The following is a 17,634-nucleotide window of genomic DNA, read 5'->3' on the forward strand; positions in this document are numbered from 1 at the left end:
CAAAGATAGGTGTATAATACTATCTTTATATCTAAATTCTAAAGTTAAAAAGATGACTATTCAACATCTAAAATATACGACTGTAACATCTCACGAAGAATTAGAACAAATCCTTCTCCTTCAACAAAAAAATCTAACTACTTCAATTTCCTCAGAAGAGAAGAAAAAAGAAGGTTTTGTTACGGTAGAACATGATTTTGAAATCTTAAAAAAGATGAATGACCAACAACCTCATATTATTGCTAAAGATCACGGTAAAGTTATTGGTTATGCGTTATGTATGACTTCGGACTTTGGGAATGATATTGAAGTTCTCAAACCTATGTTCAAAAAAATAGAAAACTCATTAGATCAACCAAACAAATATATCGTAATGGGACAAGTTTGTGTTGATAAAGAGTATCGTGGCCAAGGTGTTTTTAGAGGTTTATATCAACATATGAAAACCAAATTACAGAATACATACGATCTTTTAATTACTGAAGTAGCTTCAGACAACATACGCTCCTTAAACGCTCACAATGCTATAGGTTTCAAAACACTCCTAATTTATGAAGCTGACCAGATATCTTGGCATATTATCTATTGGAACTGGGAGTAATTTTTTCTACCTCCACAGGTTTTTTATCTAAATCATACCCAAGATTTTTTCCTTTATCAATCCTAGGAACACCTTTTGTCATCCATGTTGGCACTGGTTTATCTTGTAAATAATAATCGAAGAATTGCATCATTCTAATAGATAAATCCTGTCTATTCTTTTCTTTTCTAAGATTATGTGCTTCATCATTATATACCAACAACCAAGCAGGTTTTCCTAATCTACGCATACCCATAAACATTTCTATACCCTGATAATAAGGAACTGCTCCATCCTTATCATTATGCATCATAAGCAAAGGGGTTTCTATTTTAGGAATTCCAAATAACGGAGAGTTTTCAATATATAAATCAAACCCGTCCCATAAATTCTTTCCAATTCTACTCTGAGATCTTTCATACTGGAACGCCCTACTCAGTCCAGATTGCCATCGAATTCCTCCGTATGCAGATGTCATATTACTTACTGGAGCTCCTGCCATTGCCGCTTTAAACTTATTAGTAACAGTTACTAAATATGCCACCTGATATCCACCCCAACTCTGACCTTGAATTCCTATGTTCTCACTATCTACATAGCCTAATTTCTCTAAAGCTTCTACTCCAGAGACTACACAGTTATACGAACTTGGACCAGGTTTTCCATCCTCATACACAATATCTGGTACAAACATGATATAATCATTACTTACTAAATATGATGGATTTACGATAGAAGCACTTGGTCTAGGTGTATAATATGTTCTATAACTATCGGACCTCTTTTCATAAAAATAAGTAATAAGAGGATACTTTTTAGAGGGATCAAAATCTTCTGGTTTATAAATAATTCCATCTAGTTTGGCACCATCATAAGCTTTCCAACTAAAAAGCTCTGCAGTACCCCATTTAAATTCTTCTTTCTGAGGATTAGCCTTTGTTATTTGGGTTATATTTTCAAAATTATTATTGGTATAATGTAGATCTTGAAACGTATTAAAATTTTGTTTCCTAAAAGTAATAACTTCTCCTTTTTTTGCTTTGTTGTATTCATCTAAAAAGAACTCAGTAGGTTTAATTTTTTCAACTAATTTATTATCTCTCAAAACATATAACCCAGAGGATTTAGTAGTCTTATCAAAACTTGTAATCAATAAATCTTGACCAGAATAAGATGCATTATCTCGATTTTCAGAATCTAACCTTTCTGTTCTATATTCTATGTTCTTTTTCCTACCAATGGCAGTAATATTAATAGGCTTAGTTTCTCCAGACATAGAAACCTTCCAAATATCAAATTTATCATAAATTAATCCATTCCCGTCTTTATCAAAACCTCCAAAACCATAAGGATAGGGTAGCATTGGATGATCGTCATCTTCGTCATAAAAAGCAACTTTTACTTTTTCGGTAAGATTAACTTTCTTTAGAGTAGATAATTCCAAGGAAAACCAATGCTTCTTAAAAATATCGTAATATAATGCATACCTCCCATCTGGGGACAAAAAAGGTCGTAAAGCAGTTTTGGTAAGTCCTAAACGTTTTTGACCTGTATATGTATCTATAACATAAAAATCTCTGGTCCAAGGCAACAACCAAGAACGTTCACTATCATAAGGGGTTCCTGTAGCTCCTAATATGTATTTTTGCTGTTGATCTTTATCGAAAATAAGATCCTCAAATGTATCATCCTGTATATGTACTACAGACGATTTCTCTGTGTCATAATATGATATAAACGCTCTTTTTTTTAATTCCTCAAACCGTGCATTTTGCTCAGGCTGTATCATTTTATCTTTCCAGTTCCACACATCTACTTGCGGAATTTCATCTTCTAAAAGTGTCGTATCCTGATTAAATTCTACTTTAGGTTTAGAATAAAAATAAAGTCTACTGCCATTTTCAGAAAAGAAGGATGTCTGGCCATCTTCTAACTCCCAATTGTTTCTCAGATTTTTTCCTAAAACATCTACTAAGTCTGTTAGCTTTTGGTTTTTATAATAGAATAACTCATACTGCAAAGAATCTACATGAGTGGAATCTTTAGCAGCTATAAATGAAAAATGTTCTCCACTCTTATCAACCGACAACTTATTATAAATATATCTAGTAGAATCTATCAAAAACTTGGATTTAGAAACAATATCATATTCAAATACTCCTATATCTTTTTTCTTTTTCTTTTCATCTTTCTTTGTATAGTAGAACTTTTTTCCCTTCTCTGAAAGAACAAAATCTTTGATCTGCAAAATAGTGTCTCGCTCCTTAGTCTTTAGATCATATACCAGCGCATAATTCTGTTTAAATGCCTTTCCTAATTTAAGTTTTACTGTATCTTTTGCTTTAGACTTTAGCGTATCCTTTTTCTTTTTTTCTGGTTTCTTATTCTTAAATTTTTCTATTACCAGCCAACCATTAGAATCATCTGGAACTTTATAAGAGCTTACTCTTGTAATAGAGTCATAAATTTTATTGGCTTTTACATCGTAAACAAAAAGATCATCTTTTGTAGTTTTATCTTTTTTTAATTTTTTCTTTTTCTCTTTTCGTACAGTTTCATACTTCGGTTTTCGTTTAAAAACTACATAACTCTCATCCTCTGTGATCGAAGAATCATATCCGTTAAAAAAAGTGAATTTTTTATTACTTTCTGTATTATAAATCTCTATATAGCCATCTCCTCTTTTTGTAGCGGTCTCAATCACGGAAACTATTAATTTTCCTGAATTAGAAATTTTGGTATCAGTAATACTCTTCCATAAATCATAATCATCATGGGTCAAAGATCGTTTCTGAGCAAAAATCAATGTTGTAAAACTGAAAAAAAATAGAGCAATTATGTTCTTAATCATTACGTTTAGCTATGTTTTCCCCGAAATGTATAAAACGTTTTACCTACAAATATCTCTTTAACATAATTTTATACAAAATTCTTACTATAATCTAATTTTTAATCAATTATAATATAAAAAAGGAGCCAAGTACATCTATGCTTTGGCTCCTCTATATACATTCAACATTATTTTTGATTATTCTATCCCCAAGTATGGATTGTAGATATAAGTTTTACTAAAACTTCCTAGTCCATTAAAATATTCATCCACTAAATGCGCAGGATAATATGCAATACCTCCTGCTAATAAACCTTGATTGCCTCCGTCATTTTTATCATCCCAATTCCAAGGTGCATTGGCGCTTCCATTACCATAGGATTTCTGAAATGATTTAGCATTACTAAAAAGATTAGTATTAAAACGCTGATCCCACATACCTCCATTTTCAAATATATTAACTAATTTATATTTTACGTTTCTATCATAAATATCGGATGGGTATTCGCTAGTAGTTTTACTTGGAAAATATACTACATAATCGCTTCCTCCTGGTTGTTGTTTTGCGTGCGCTTTGATACCATGACCTTTTGCCTCGGCAGAAGTTTTAAAACGATTAATTCCGTTATGATTTTGTGCAGTTAAAGTACCATCTATATCTTCATTTCCATTAGTCAAACCAGAATTAGATGCCATATAAGAATAAAAATCGGAGTGAAATACCGTTACAGCTCCAATCGCTTTACCATAAGTAGAATTATCTTTTTTAACTATAGTAAGCACTCCTTCCAGATCATTTTCATGTTCATCAAAATGATACAAAAACCATATATCCGTCCAATCTCTAGGGTGAAAAAAAGCATACGTAATAAAGTAATGCGTACTTGTTTCTACCACAGAATAATATCCCACAGCATTTCCTTTTCTGGAAGAATTAGCTATATTATCCCAATTATTTTTAGCATTAAGGTCACCATCGAAGTCATAACGAGTAATATAATCTGCTTTTCCACTTAAACCATGAGAACCTGTGCGATCTACATCTTGATAATGTACCGGAGCGTGCTGATAAGCTAGATCCAAATAGAAACTAGAATTTTTACTTTCTGGTAATTTCTCGTCAAAAAGGTAGATATCCTCATTTGACTCACATCCACAAAAGATTGTAATTAAAACTAAAAGTGCAAGAATTTTTTTCATGTTTTGATAATTTAAAAGTTAGTTAAACACTAAAATTAATATTGCTGTTCTTAGCTTGGTTTAGCTCAACTTTAAGACTTTATGAAACTAACATTGATCAAAAGTTATGAATGTTATCATTCTTTAAAAATTACTTAACAATGAAAAATTAATTAATCTATTATATCTATAAACTTTTGAACATATTGTTCTTCATAATCGAATATTCCTCTAATATGTTTTCCTTGTATTTTCCAAAACTCTGTGTTGGCTTTATCTGAAGCTTCATAAAGTTTCTTCCCTAGTTCATAAGGAACCTGTTCATCCGCATCACTATGAATAATAACTATTGGCTTACTTATCTTTTTTATTTCTTTTTCGGCAGGAAAATCATTATTCATTAATAATGGTATCATCCATTTAAAGTTTTCTAAGTTTATTGCTTTGGCATATACTTTTCCTATATCAGGAAACGAATTAAACGTACCCTCTACAATTACTCCAGCTATTTTATCACTGCGCTCTGCCGCATTCATTATAGCAAATGATCCTCCCAATGATTGCCCCCAAATCACTATTGGTTTTTCTGTCATATTCTCATCAACTATGATCTTATCAAATACATATAAAACATCTTCTTCAAGCGTTAATGAATTATCAGCCACTCCAGTAGATCTTCCAAAATCCCTACGTTCGAAACTAAATACTTGAAATCCTTTTTTCGTTAAAATCTCATAATACTTTTGAGATGCCATTAAATGCATACCCTTACCAGAATAATGAATAATAGTAGCTATTGGATCTTGAGTCTTCGGTTTAAAAAGAACTCCATGTAATTGAGTATTCTGATCAATTTCAAAATAGTACTCTGAATGATTCATAGAGGTTTCAAAATTTTCATATTCTAATCCATTGGTGTGATAAATCATTGGATCAGTATATCTAGAAAATCTGATGTATAGTGTACTCCCAACTATTAAGAGAATTGTTGCTGCGATAATTATCTTTACCGCTTTAATAAATGTCTTCATTTGTAATATTTCTAATCGTTTAATGATTCAAATAAACGTGCTATACTACACACAAAAAAAAGAATGTGATGATTACATACTTTCTGTGGTAGAGAAATATTTTTTGTGGTGAAATTTTACTTTTCTGGGGTCAATTCGTATGAGATTTTACCTCATCAAAATAAGTTTTAGATACAGGAATGACTTCTTCTATATTATCCAAACGCACTTTACCATTCTGCGCATTACCTTCTAATGAAGAAATATAACGAGGATTAATAATATATGATCTGTGTACTCTAATCATACTTTCTAATTGATCAAATACCGAAGAAAGTGTATTACGCATTACTTTCTTCTTTATCTCTTGTCCTTCTTCGTAATAAATATTTACGTAATTATCTTCTGACTTAACATAAATAACTTTTACTAATACCACCAAAAAAGATTCCTTTTTCAAAGAGCTTTTTAGCAAGACTGCTTTATCAGAATCCTTATTAATTTCTTTTTCACTCTCATTAGTTTTTCCATAGTAGTTTCTTACAAACATAGATACTATAGATAAAATTATTCCAAAACCAAAAAACATTAATCTAAACCAAGTCACAAAAAAATCAAGATAAATATGTTCTGGTTTCTTATTTATAAATAGTTCTGTATAGAAAAAAGCAATAATAATAGCTAATGAAACGTAGAGAAAACTAAATACTAACTCCTCTTTCCATTTCCATGTTTTATTACTAACGTAGTACCAACTTGATGAAAAATAAAGAGCAATATAGACTATCAACGAGATAATACCATATCCTATAAAATAAAGATTCTTATATGGGTTATTAAAATTACCTGCTCCAAAAGGCTGTAAAAAAATTAGTATAAAAACTACCAGAAAACTTAAAATAGTCGCAATCAGTAAATGATCCCTAAAGGACGTAGAATATGGAAAAGACTTATTAAAAAACATAAAAAAATCCCTGTTAGTATATAACAGGGATTAAATATAATAATCTTTAGAATTGTAATAACTAATAAAAATACATTTAGTCAGCTAAAACGATTACTTTGTTATCTTTCATTTCGATAGTTCCAGAATTGATAGAAAGAAGTGTAACTCCATTTTCTTTAGAAAACTTCTCTGCTACTTCTTCTTCTAGATTCATATCTCCATACACTTTTACATTTCCTTTTCCTAATAAAGAAACTATTGGTGCGTGATTATCCAACATCTGAAATTCTCCGTTCACACCTGGCACAGCAACAGAAGTTACCTCGCCACTAAATAAAACTGCTTCTGGAGTTACTATTTCTAAATACATATTTTATAAGTATTGAGTATTGAGTAATTAGCACATAAAGAGAAAAATCACTCTCACTACTTCAGTACTAACTTCTCTATACTAATTTATGCTTCAGCTAACATTTTCTCACCAGCTTCGATAGCTTCTTCGATTGTTCCTTTAAGGTTAAACGCTGCTTCTGGTAAGTGATCTAATTCACCGTCCATAATCATCGTAAATGCCTTAATAGTATCTTTAATATCTACTAAACATCCTGGGATACCTGTAAACTGTTCTGCTACGTGGAACGGCTGAGATAAGAAACGTTGTACACGACGTGCACGTCCTACCGCTAACTTATCTTCTTCAGATAATTCTTCCATACCAAGGATAGCAATAATATCTTGTAATTCTTTATAACGTTGTAAAAGCTCTTTTACTCTTTGTGCACAATTATAGTGTTCATCACCTAATATATCGGCTGTAAGAATTCTTGATGTAGAATCTAATGGATCTACCGCTGGGTAAATACCAAGCTCAGCAATCTTACGAGATAATACCGTTGTTGCATCTAAGTGAGCAAATGTTGTTGCCGGTGCTGGATCCGTTAAATCATCTGCAGGTACATAAACTGCCTGTACAGATGTAATAGACCCTTTCTTAGTAGAAGTAATACGCTCCTGCATCACACCCATCTCTGTAGCTAGTGTTGGCTGATATCCTACAGCTGATGGCATACGACCTAGAAGTGCTGACACCTCAGAACCTGCTTGTGTAAAACGGAAGATGTTATCTACGAAGAAAAGTACATCTTTTCCTTGTCCATCTCCAGCTCCATCACGGAAATATTCTGCTATCGTAAGACCAGAAAGTGCAACACGAGCACGTGCTCCTGGTGGCTCATTCATCTGTCCGAATACGAAAGTAGCTTTAGATTCTTTCATTACTTCTTTATCAACCTTAGAAAGATCCCATCCTCCTTCTTCCATAGAATGCATAAAGTCATCACCATATTTGATAATTCCTGACTCTAACATTTCACGAAGTAAATCATTTCCTTCACGAGTTCTTTCTCCTACTCCAGCGAATACAGAAAGACCACCGTGACCTTTAGCTATATTGTTAATCAACTCTTGGATCAATACTGTTTTACCTACTCCAGCACCTCCAAATAATCCAATCTTACCTCCTTTTGCATAAGGCTCTATAAGATCAATTACTTTAATACCTGTAAATAAAACTTCTGTAGAAGTTGATAAATCTTCAAATTTTGGTGCTTGACGGTGGATAGGAAGACCACTATCTCCTGATTTAGGAAGATCTCCAAGCCCATCAATTGCGTCACCGATTACATTAAATAGACGTCCGTATACATCTCCTCCGATAGGCATCTGAATTGGAGCTCCTGTTCCAACAGCTTCCATTCCTCTGCTTAATCCATCACTGGAATCCATCGCAATAGTACGAACAGTATCTTCACCAATGTGAGACTGAATCTCTAACACCAACTTGGTACCGTCTACTTTATTAATTTCTAACGAATCGTAAATTTTTGGTAATTCAGTACCGGCAGCGAATGCTACGTCTATAACCGGACCTACAATTTGTGATACTTTACCCGTAACTTGAGACATTATATAACTATTTAATGTTTAGTATTTAACTATTTAAAAAGACCCTTTTTCCGAATGTATCGAATACGACCTTTTTTCAGGCTGCAAATATAGGCTTTTAAAATGAATAAAATAGCCTCTTTTATTTTGTTTTTTCAATGTTGAAATCTAAAGTTTATATACCGTCTAAAAAGTATTGATTTTAGTACCGTTTTATTTGATTTTAAAATCATAAAATTGTAATTTTCCTACAAACATAAAGTCTATTTCTAATTTTTTTAAACTATGGAAACATATGCCGAAGCGTTAACTTATGCTATTCCAGGTTTCATAGTTCTAATTTTTATAGAGTATTTAATCGGTAGATGGAAAGGAGTTCAGGTAAACCAATCTATGGACACTATTTCTAGTATTAGTTCTGGTATTACGGATAGTTTAAGAAGTTTAACAGGTCTAGCAGTAATTATTATTAGTTATGATTGGATGGTAGCTCATATTGCATTAATTAAGATCGAATCTTCTCTTTTGGTCTATATCTTAACATTTATAGGGTTAGATTTTGTAGGGTATTGGTCTCACCGTTTTAATCACACTATAAATCTATTTTGGAATAGACACATTATACATCATAGTAGTGAAGAATTTAACTTGGCATGTGCGCTTCGTCAAAGTATTTCTGCTATAGTTTCTATTTATTTCTTTCTCTATATACCATTAGCCTTATTAGGTATCCCTGCAAGCGTTGTGGCTCTTGTTGCTCCGATACATTTATTTGCACAATTTTGGTATCATACTCGCTTAATAAATAAAATGGGCCTTTTAGAACATATCATTGTTACCCCATCACACCATAGAGTTCACCACGCAATAAATGATGAGTATCTTGACAAGAATTATTCTCAAATTTTTATTTTTTGGGATAAGATTTTCGGAACATTTCAAGAAGAGATTCCTGAGAAACCACCAGTATATGGTGTCAAAAAACAAGTAAATACTTGGAATCCGTTTCTAATTAATTTCATACATGTTTGGGGCATACTTAAAGATTCTTGGAGAACTAAAAATGTTTTTGATAAAATTAGAATTTGGTATATGCCAACTGGTTGGAGACCAGAAGATGTTAAAGAAAAATATCCTATTAAAATCATTACTGACCCTTATACAAGAGAAAAGTATCAAACAGAGAGCTCGTTATTATTAAAAATATGGTCTTGGATACAATTAATAATTACCATAGCGCTACTATATTACTTATTAATAAGCTTTGGTGATCTTGACTTTATTGAAATTATAAACTACGCAATCTTTTTAGTTGTTTCGATATTCGCATATACTTCCTTAATGGACAGAAACATTATTTCTATTTACGTAGAATTTATAAAACTTAGCCTTGGGATATATTTCATTGCTAAAGAAGGTAATTGGTTTGGAATTGATGCAATACTATCAGGAATGACAACTATAATATTCATATATATTATTTCATCATTTATAATATCAACTTACTTTCAATTTATCGAAAGAAAGTATGTTACTAGAACAAGTAAATCCACAATGTAAAGAAGCCAATAAAGAAATATTCTTCTTTATTGGCTTTCTATTTAAAACATTTGAATTCTATTGTAACATCGGCGAATAAAACGTAGGATAATCTACCGCTTTTACCATTGGCAAATTAGAACCATAAGTTGCATTAATTGCTTTCATAGTTTCATTCGCAAGGAGAGCATATCCACGAGCTGTAGGATGCACTCCATCTAATGAAAATGCTCCACCAAATACTAGATCATCCTGTATAAGAAAATCATCAAAAGTAATTCCTGTAGAAGCAACCTCTACCAATAAAGCATTAGCATCTACCAATGCCAGTCCTGCTTGTGTCGCAGCAGCAGAAATTGTATTGTTAAACCCTGCTGTTGCTATAGCTATCGTCTCTTGTTCTTCTGGAGTCAACACCCATCTATCCGCTAAAGGAATTGCTACTCCATTTACTGTTTGTGGATTTCCAGGAATAGCTTCTGTACCAATAAAAGAAGATGCAGTTAAAACTAATAAATCTTCCGCGGTTGCTTGACGCATATTCGTAAGAGCTGCGTTTATAGACGTTAAATCAGTTAAATCTTCATCTATAATTACAACGGCATTGCCTTCACCTTCACTGAAGGTAATTTTTCTTCTCGCTACTTCAGCTGTTGCTAATTCTAAAGAAGTCATATCTGAGGTAGGAGGAAAAAGAGCACCTAGAGTTGCTGGGTTAGCAGTTAAAAAAGCTAAAGTTGCATCTAATCCACCATTATATGCCCCATAAGCACCAGCACTATTTAAAAAACCAGCAGTTGCCGCATCTAATGGAACTGGATTATGTGGTACTGTAGTAAAGTGAGCAATAGAGGTTACGTCAGGAATATTCGCTATGACACCTTTTGCTCCGCCAGATGTCAAGCTAGCTATCAATGCATTATATGCACCATCAAATGTACCGCTATCTGTAATAGGATCTGTTCCATCCCCTCCACTTAATGCATATCCTAAAACATCATTATTTCCGATCCATAAAGAGAAAAACGTAGGGTTTTGATCCATCGCATCTTCTATTACAGATGCATTTGGCTCTGATGCCATACGTACAAAATACGGATTCGCAAGTGGTGGGTTTAAAGCTAAACCAGCTGCATTACCATATCCATTAGCTAATAAATGAAAACTTTTAGCCCCAGGAACTCCCATATTGTTAAAGCTCGAACCAAGATTTGTTGTAGCCTCTGTTCCTGGCGTTTCTGGTGTAAAGTCTAACATATCAGGAACAATACCCAAAGGATAAGGTCCAGAACCAAAGTCATCATCTGGATTAACATCACTATAAAAATATAATCTAGGTCCAAAACTACCATTCGCCATTGGCATACCACCAAAAAGAAAGCCACCAATATTATCACTCATTAAAGGTTGGGTAAATGTTCCTCCTCCTACCAACGCAAATTGTTGCGCCAGAATATTGGGCATAGAATTTTCTTGTGCCTCAATAAATAAAGCTCCATCTGTAAAGCCAGCAGTCAAGGAGTTTCCTAGTGCAACATAGGTAGAAAAATCGGCTGTTCCAGAAGTCAGTACCACTTCTTCTGTGGTTGCAGAATCATCATCTGATTCGCAAGCTATAATCCCAAAAACTATTAAGATTAATAACCATTTATATTGAATATTCATAATCTATTATTTCTTAAAATCGTTTATATTATTTTACAAATTATTTATAGATACCCCGATATAATATTGAGATCCAATAAATCCAGTACCAAAAGCAGTAAAGTACTCGTCTCCTAGGATATTGGTAGCACCTCCTTTTATTGTTGCTTTTAATTTAGGAATAGTATAATTAATTTGTGCATTCACAACATTAAAAGACGGAACATCTCCGTCACCAAAAGAAGCTTCCCAGAAATAAGAATCACTCCAAGTCCAACTAGTATTGAATCCAAAATTTTTAAATAATCTCGTATTACCAAAAGATGCCTTTACTTTATGTTCTGGAGTATTAAAATTTGTTCTAAAATCAGGATCTTCATTTTCATCAAAATCTTGCTTTGTAAATGTATAATTAACACCTATATCAAAATTACCAAATACCTTAGTATCGACTCCAATGGTTCCTCCAAATGACTTAATATCTACATCAGAATTAGTGTACGCCTGATATACCTCTGTATCGCCATTTTGTAGAGCCGCAAGAGATAATGTTCCATCTCCTACCTCTCCATAAAGAGGAACTAAGACATTCTCTGTAGAAATAAAATCAGTGTAAAGGTTGTAATAACCACTTAAATCAATTATAAACTTATCAATCTTACCTCGGTATCCAAGCTCTACCGCAACAACTTTTTCAGGCTCTACTAAATCAACATTTGAAACTGTAGGAGTGCCTGCTAACACAGAGTTTAAAGAAAATGAATTCTCATAAGCTTGCCTTCCAACTACGTCTGCAGTGCTACTTCCAGTTAATAACTGACCATCACCACTTAGATCAAAAGTTCTAACATCTCTATCCAAGTTTTCCGAAGCAGATCCTACAAGAATTGCTCTCCCAACATTAAGTCCTATAAACAAATCCTGCGTTGTTGGATTTCTAAAACCAGTTTGCGCAGATAGACGAATATTATGATTTCTATCAGCACCAGCAGTATATCCTAAAGATAATCTTGGAGAAAAGTTTCCGTCGAATAGTTCGGATTTATCATATCTTATTGATCCTGTTATTTTTAATCTATCATCAATTAACTTCTTTTGGATCTGTGTATAAACTCCAAATTCCGAATAACGAATTGGACCATCGAAATCGGTAAATATAGTACCTGCAGAATTCAACTTATACTCTCTAAATGACCCTCCTACTTGAATGTCTGCAAAGCTCTTTGTAATATGACTAAAATTGTAATTAACGTCTACATGTCTCAATTGACTCTCATCCTGAAATTTAGATCCTGTAGCAAGATCAGGGTCTGTAGTCACTGTATTAAATGCACTTTCAAATTCTGGTGTTCCCGGTAATAATCTTCCTGTGTCTGCCGTTTGTCTAGCGATTAAATGCGCTTGTTCTGGCAACTGACCAGCAAGAGTTGCTTGGGCAAATGCCCCCGCATATTCTCCAAACCAAGTTAAGTCATCTTTCCATAGTCTATTTATATTAATTCCTGTAAATCTAGAATCATAGGAATCTCCTGCATCTTCATCTGTAATATATCCTCTAATAAAAAAGTTATCATTTTTGATCTCTAATTTATGTTGTTGTAAGAAAAAATTACGAATAGAGTACCTGTTTGCTCCTTGGTAAATCGTCGTTCCCCGACCAACTTTTCCTAAATAAATAATTTCGAGATCATCTGCAAAAGGACGATAATGTAAAGCCGCATCAAACTTGATACTTTCCGCGTTGTAATTATTTAGATCACTTTCTAAATAACCAGTTCTACTTACTTCTTCATTAGGTAATAAATTCTCTGCTCCAGCTGGTAACACTCCAAGATTTACTAAAGCCACACCAACTCCTCTGATATTAGTACTTACTTCATCTCCATAAACATTAAGCCCATCATAATTAGGATCTAATCTAGTACCTGTAATATTATCATCCGACACACTTACTTCACTCGTTGCAAACCAATCTGTACCTCTTAAGTACGAGAAATTAGCTTTTGCAGCAAACTTATCAGAAAATGCGTGCGCAATTCTAATTCCATAATCATAATACTCGTTATCCCCTGAAGCATCTTGAGAAGTAATACCTCCTTTAAAATATGCACTTATTCCTTGATGATCAAAAGGATTTTTACTGGTCATAAACAATATTCCATTAAAAGCGTTCGCTCCATATAATGCAGAAGATGCCCCAGGAAGTAATTCTATACTATTTACATCCAATTCTGTCATCCCTAATAGATTACCAAGAACAAAATTTAATGCAGGAGCAGAATTATCCATTCCATCTACCAACTGAACAAACCTAGTATTAGCAAAATCAGCAAATCCCCTAGTATTTACAGATTTAAACGTCAGACTATTAGTATTAATATCAACACCTTTTAAATTCTCTAAACCGTCATAAAAATCAGCAGCTGGTGTAGTTTTTATTTTCTTAATACCAAAACGCTCTACGCTCACTGGAGATTCAAACACTCTTTCGGGTGTTCTAGAAGCAGAGATAATAACTTCATCTAATTCTGTTCCTTCTTTTAAAGTAATCGTTAAATCATTTGAGCTAGATGTAATATCTACATTTATAGACTCAAAACCAACACTACTTACTATAATAGTAAAAGGAGGGGTTTCCTCCAGTGTTAATGTAAATAATCCATCAAAATCGGTAACAGTACCTACAGAAGCCCCTTGTAAAGCAATGTTCGCTCCAGGAATTGGTTGATTATTATTATCAACGACCTTTCCACTAATTGTTGTTTGTGCAGTAGAAATAATGCCTAAAAAAAGCATTATCACTAACGTAATTGTCCTCATATCCTAAATTAGTTTTTATGTTATGACAACAATATACGTTTTTTTGTCAATTCTTTAAAAAAAAGTTAAAATCATGTGTTTTTCATAAACTTAATACTCATATTTTGATTATTTCATTATTTGTTTCTTTAATAATTGATTTTCAAATAAAATAACATCATTAAATAGTGCTCTGTTATTTAATGATGTTATTTTGTTTTTATCCACAAAAAAGCCTGTCTTAAAATCAAGACAGGCTTCCTAATAATCTTATTTTTAATTAACAAACAACTGATTTACAGATGCTTTATCAAAAGTCAATTACATTATTATCACTAATATATTCATTTGAACTAGAAATTATTAATTGTCAATCCAAGGTAATATAGTGAACCAATTGGAGCAGTTCCCACCGCAGTAAAATACTCACTACCTCCTATATTAGTTCCACCAAGCTTAAGAGTAGTTTTTAATGATGGTATTCTATAATTAACCTGCGCATCAAAAACAGTAAATGATGGAACATCACCTACAGCAAATGCAGATTCCCAAACATACTCTTCACTCCATTTAACAGCTGTATTGAAACCAAAATTTCTAAATAAATTATCATGTCCGAAATTTAATTTCACCTTATGCTCAGGTGTGTTAAAATTCGTTCTAAAACCTGGATCTTCATTTTGATCAAAATCTTGTTTAGCATAGGTATAACTTGCACCTAAATCAAAATCTCCAAATACTTTAGCACTAACACCTAATACAGCACCATAAGAGTTAATATCTACATCAGAATTAGTAATCGCTTGAAAACCTGCGAAGTTTCCTGTTCCGATTGCTCCTTCAGCTTCTGGAGTACCTACGTCCCCAGCTAAAGGGCTAACTACATCAATTGTAGAAATAAAATCTTCATACATATTATAGTAACCACTTAGATCTAATAAAAATTTACCAAAATCCGCTCTATATCCTATTTCAATAGCTGTTACTCTTTCTGGCTGTACAATATCTGGATTAGCGATTTCTAAATCTGCAGTTCCACCAGACCTGATAAATGCTTCTACAGATTCTGCGGTATACGAATTTTCATAAGCTGCACGACCTGTTATCGCCGTACCATTTATTGTCCTTGTAAAACGATCTAAATTATCCGGTGCAGAACCTACAATTGCTCCCTCACCAATATCAAGTCCCAAATATAAATCCTGAGTAGTTGGATTTCTAAAACCTGTTTGGATAGAAGCACGAAGATTACGATTTCTATTCTTACCAAGCGTATATCCTATTGAAAATCTTGGAGAGAAGTTACCATCAAATAATTGTGACTTATCATAACGAACCGACCCTGTTAACTTTAATCTATCGTCTAATAATTTTTTCTGAATTTGTGAATACACACCAATTTCTGAGTAGTTAATTGCTCCATCAAAATCAGTATAAAACGTACCAGCAGAGTTTAAGGAATACTCTCTAAACGATCCCCCAACTTGGATATCAGCAAAATTATTTGTGATATGACCTAAATTATAATTAGCATCTACATGTCTTAACTCCGTTTTAGATTTAAATCTTGATCCCGTTTGAAAATCTGGAGTACTAGTTACTTCATTAAAAGCACTTTCAAAACCAACCGAGCCAGGCTCTAATCGATCTCTATCTGCAAAAGCTCTTGCAGCTTGATGTCTTTCCTGATCTGTACCTACTGCCGTTGCGAATGTAGTCGCGTACTCTCCGAACCAATCTTCATCGCTTTTCCAGCTTCTGTTAATATTAATACCAGTAAATCTTAAATCGTAAGTATCTCCAGCATCTTCTGCAGAAATATATCCTCTTACAAAGAAGTTATCATTTCTTACCTCTAATTTATGTTGCTGAAAAAAGAAATCTTTTAAAGAAAACCTGTTTGAATCTTGAAAAATCGTTTGTCCTTTTCCTAATTTACCTGCATAAATAATCTCAAAATCATCATTAAAAGGTTTGTAATGAACCGCTCCGTCAAACTTAATACTTTCAGCGTTGTAATCAGTAAGATCAGATTCATTATATCCAGTTCTGGTAACAACTCCTGCTCCAGGAAGAAGTGCTCTTACCTCATCACCATATACATTTAATCCATTATAAGCAGGATCTAATTCTCTACTTAATCCCGGGTTTTCTATATTATCTCGACTTACTGCAAACCAATCTGTACCATTTAAATATGAAAAGTTTGCCTTAGCTGCAAAATTATCTGTAAAAGCATGAGCTACTCTTACACCTACATCATAAAATTCATTATTACCCGCAGCATCCTGAGATGTAATACCTCCTTTAGCATAAGCACTAATACCTTGCTTCTCGAAAGGACTTTTACTAGTCATAAATAAAATACCGTTAAAGGCATTCGCTCCATATAATGCAGAAGAGGCTCCAGGAAGAAGCTCGACATTTTCCACATCCAACTCATTCATTCCGATAAGGTTTCCTAATGCGAAATTTAACGATGGAGAAGTATTATCCATTCCATCAATTAATTGAACAAAACGAGTATTCGTAAAAGAAGCAAAACCTCTGGTATTAATAGACTTAAAAGTTAAACTATTTGTATTTACATCTACTCCTTTTAAATTCTCCAAACCATCATAGAAATCAACAGATGGTGTGTTTTTAATTTCTTTAACACCAAATCTTTCAATACTTACTGGTGATTCAAATAAACGTTCTGGTGCTCTGGAAGCCGATATTACTATCAAATCAAGAACGTTACCTTCCGTTAGAACTATAACCACTTCTTCTGATTCTGAAGTTACCTCTACAGAACTAGCTTCATATCCAATACTACTTGCTATAATTGTAAAAGGTGGTTTTTTTGTTACTTTTAACGTAAAAAGGCCGTCAAAATCTGTAACTGTTCCTATTGCATCTCCTTTCAACGAGATATTGGCTCCTGGAATTGGTTGATTAAATTCATCAACTACTCTACCGCTAATTGCAGTTTGAGCATTACTAATAACACATGTAAATAGCGCTATTATAAAAGTAATTTTTTTCATAAATAGGTTATTTTTAAGGCTTAAGTTTGTTGGGGCAACTTAAATTTGTAAAAACGAAATCTTTATAATTTCGGCCGCGAAACTACTAAAAAAAGTTGTCAAATAACAATTTTTGCATTAGTTTTTATCGATTA

At 33.0% G+C, this 17,634-nt stretch carries 11 protein-coding genes; 2 read left to right on the top strand and 9 right to left on the bottom strand.

Translation table 11 applies throughout. The annotated features are described in order from the left end of the window. The first annotated feature begins 52 nt into the window (after positions 1 to 52). Positions 53 to 601: a GNAT family N-acetyltransferase gene (locus D1815_RS15230; protein WP_118387985.1), complete on the top strand. Its 549-nt coding sequence runs from the start codon at positions 53 to 55 to the stop codon at positions 599 to 601. Here the strand turns inward: D1815_RS15230 and D1815_RS15235 are convergent. From D1815_RS15235 to atpD, 6 genes are all read right to left on the bottom strand, one after another. Then, complete coding sequence (locus tag D1815_RS15235; RefSeq protein ID WP_118387987.1) at positions 579 to 3,431, bottom strand: S9 family peptidase; 2,853 nt, start codon at positions 3,429 to 3,431, stop codon at positions 579 to 581. The genes D1815_RS15230 and D1815_RS15235 overlap by 23 nt on opposite strands. Before the next feature lie 177 nt (positions 3,432 to 3,608). Further along, a complete protein-coding gene (locus D1815_RS15240) occupies positions 3,609 to 4,610 on the bottom strand; it encodes a hypothetical protein (RefSeq protein ID WP_118387989.1) in 1,002 nt (333 codons plus the stop codon). A 152-nt stretch (positions 4,611 to 4,762) separates the two neighbouring features. Then, positions 4,763 to 5,620: an alpha/beta hydrolase gene (locus D1815_RS15245; protein WP_118387991.1), complete on the bottom strand. Its 858-nt coding sequence runs from the start codon at positions 5,618 to 5,620 to the stop codon at positions 4,763 to 4,765. Positions 5,621 to 5,750: 130 nt separating this feature from the next. Next, positions 5,751 to 6,563, bottom strand: coding sequence for a LytTR family DNA-binding domain-containing protein (locus D1815_RS15250; protein ID WP_118387993.1), 813 nt, complete (start codon positions 6,561 to 6,563; stop codon positions 5,751 to 5,753). Between the two features lie 76 nt (positions 6,564 to 6,639). Next, on the bottom strand, positions 6,640 to 6,915 hold the full coding sequence (locus D1815_RS15255; RefSeq protein WP_027394768.1) for a F0F1 ATP synthase subunit epsilon: 276 nt from the start codon (positions 6,913 to 6,915) through the stop codon (positions 6,640 to 6,642). Between the two features lie 86 nt (positions 6,916 to 7,001). Continuing rightward, entirely contained in the window at positions 7,002 to 8,510 is a 1,509-nt protein-coding gene (gene atpD / locus D1815_RS15260) for a F0F1 ATP synthase subunit beta (RefSeq protein WP_118387995.1), read from the bottom strand. Between the two features lie 264 nt (positions 8,511 to 8,774). On the opposite strand from atpD, the gene D1815_RS15265 reads away from it, so the two are divergent. Next, positions 8,775 to 10,049 (top strand): sterol desaturase family protein, encoded by a 1,275-nt coding sequence (locus D1815_RS15265; protein WP_118387997.1) that lies wholly within the window; start codon positions 8,775 to 8,777, stop codon positions 10,047 to 10,049. Positions 10,050 to 10,106: 57 nt separating this feature from the next. On the opposite strand, the gene D1815_RS15270 is transcribed toward D1815_RS15265, so the two are convergent. From D1815_RS15270 to D1815_RS15280, 3 genes are all read right to left on the bottom strand, one after another. After that, entirely contained in the window at positions 10,107 to 11,693 is a 1,587-nt protein-coding gene (locus D1815_RS15270; protein WP_118387999.1) for a G-D-S-L family lipolytic protein, read from the bottom strand. Between the two features lie 33 nt (positions 11,694 to 11,726). Continuing rightward, positions 11,727 to 14,492, bottom strand: coding sequence for a TonB-dependent receptor domain-containing protein (locus D1815_RS15275; RefSeq protein ID WP_118388001.1), 2,766 nt, complete (start codon positions 14,490 to 14,492; stop codon positions 11,727 to 11,729). Positions 14,493 to 14,824: 332 nt separating this feature from the next. After that, positions 14,825 to 17,500 carry a TonB-dependent receptor gene (locus D1815_RS15280; protein ID WP_118388003.1) on the bottom strand — a complete coding sequence of 892 codons (2,676 nt, stop codon included), beginning with the start codon at positions 17,498 to 17,500 and terminating at the stop codon, positions 14,825 to 14,827. Positions 17,501 to 17,634: the final 134 nt, after the last annotated feature.

The organism is Aquimarina sp. AD1 (assembly GCF_003443695.1).
GTDB classification, from domain to species: Bacteria; Bacteroidota; Bacteroidia; order Flavobacteriales; family Flavobacteriaceae; genus Aquimarina; species Aquimarina latercula.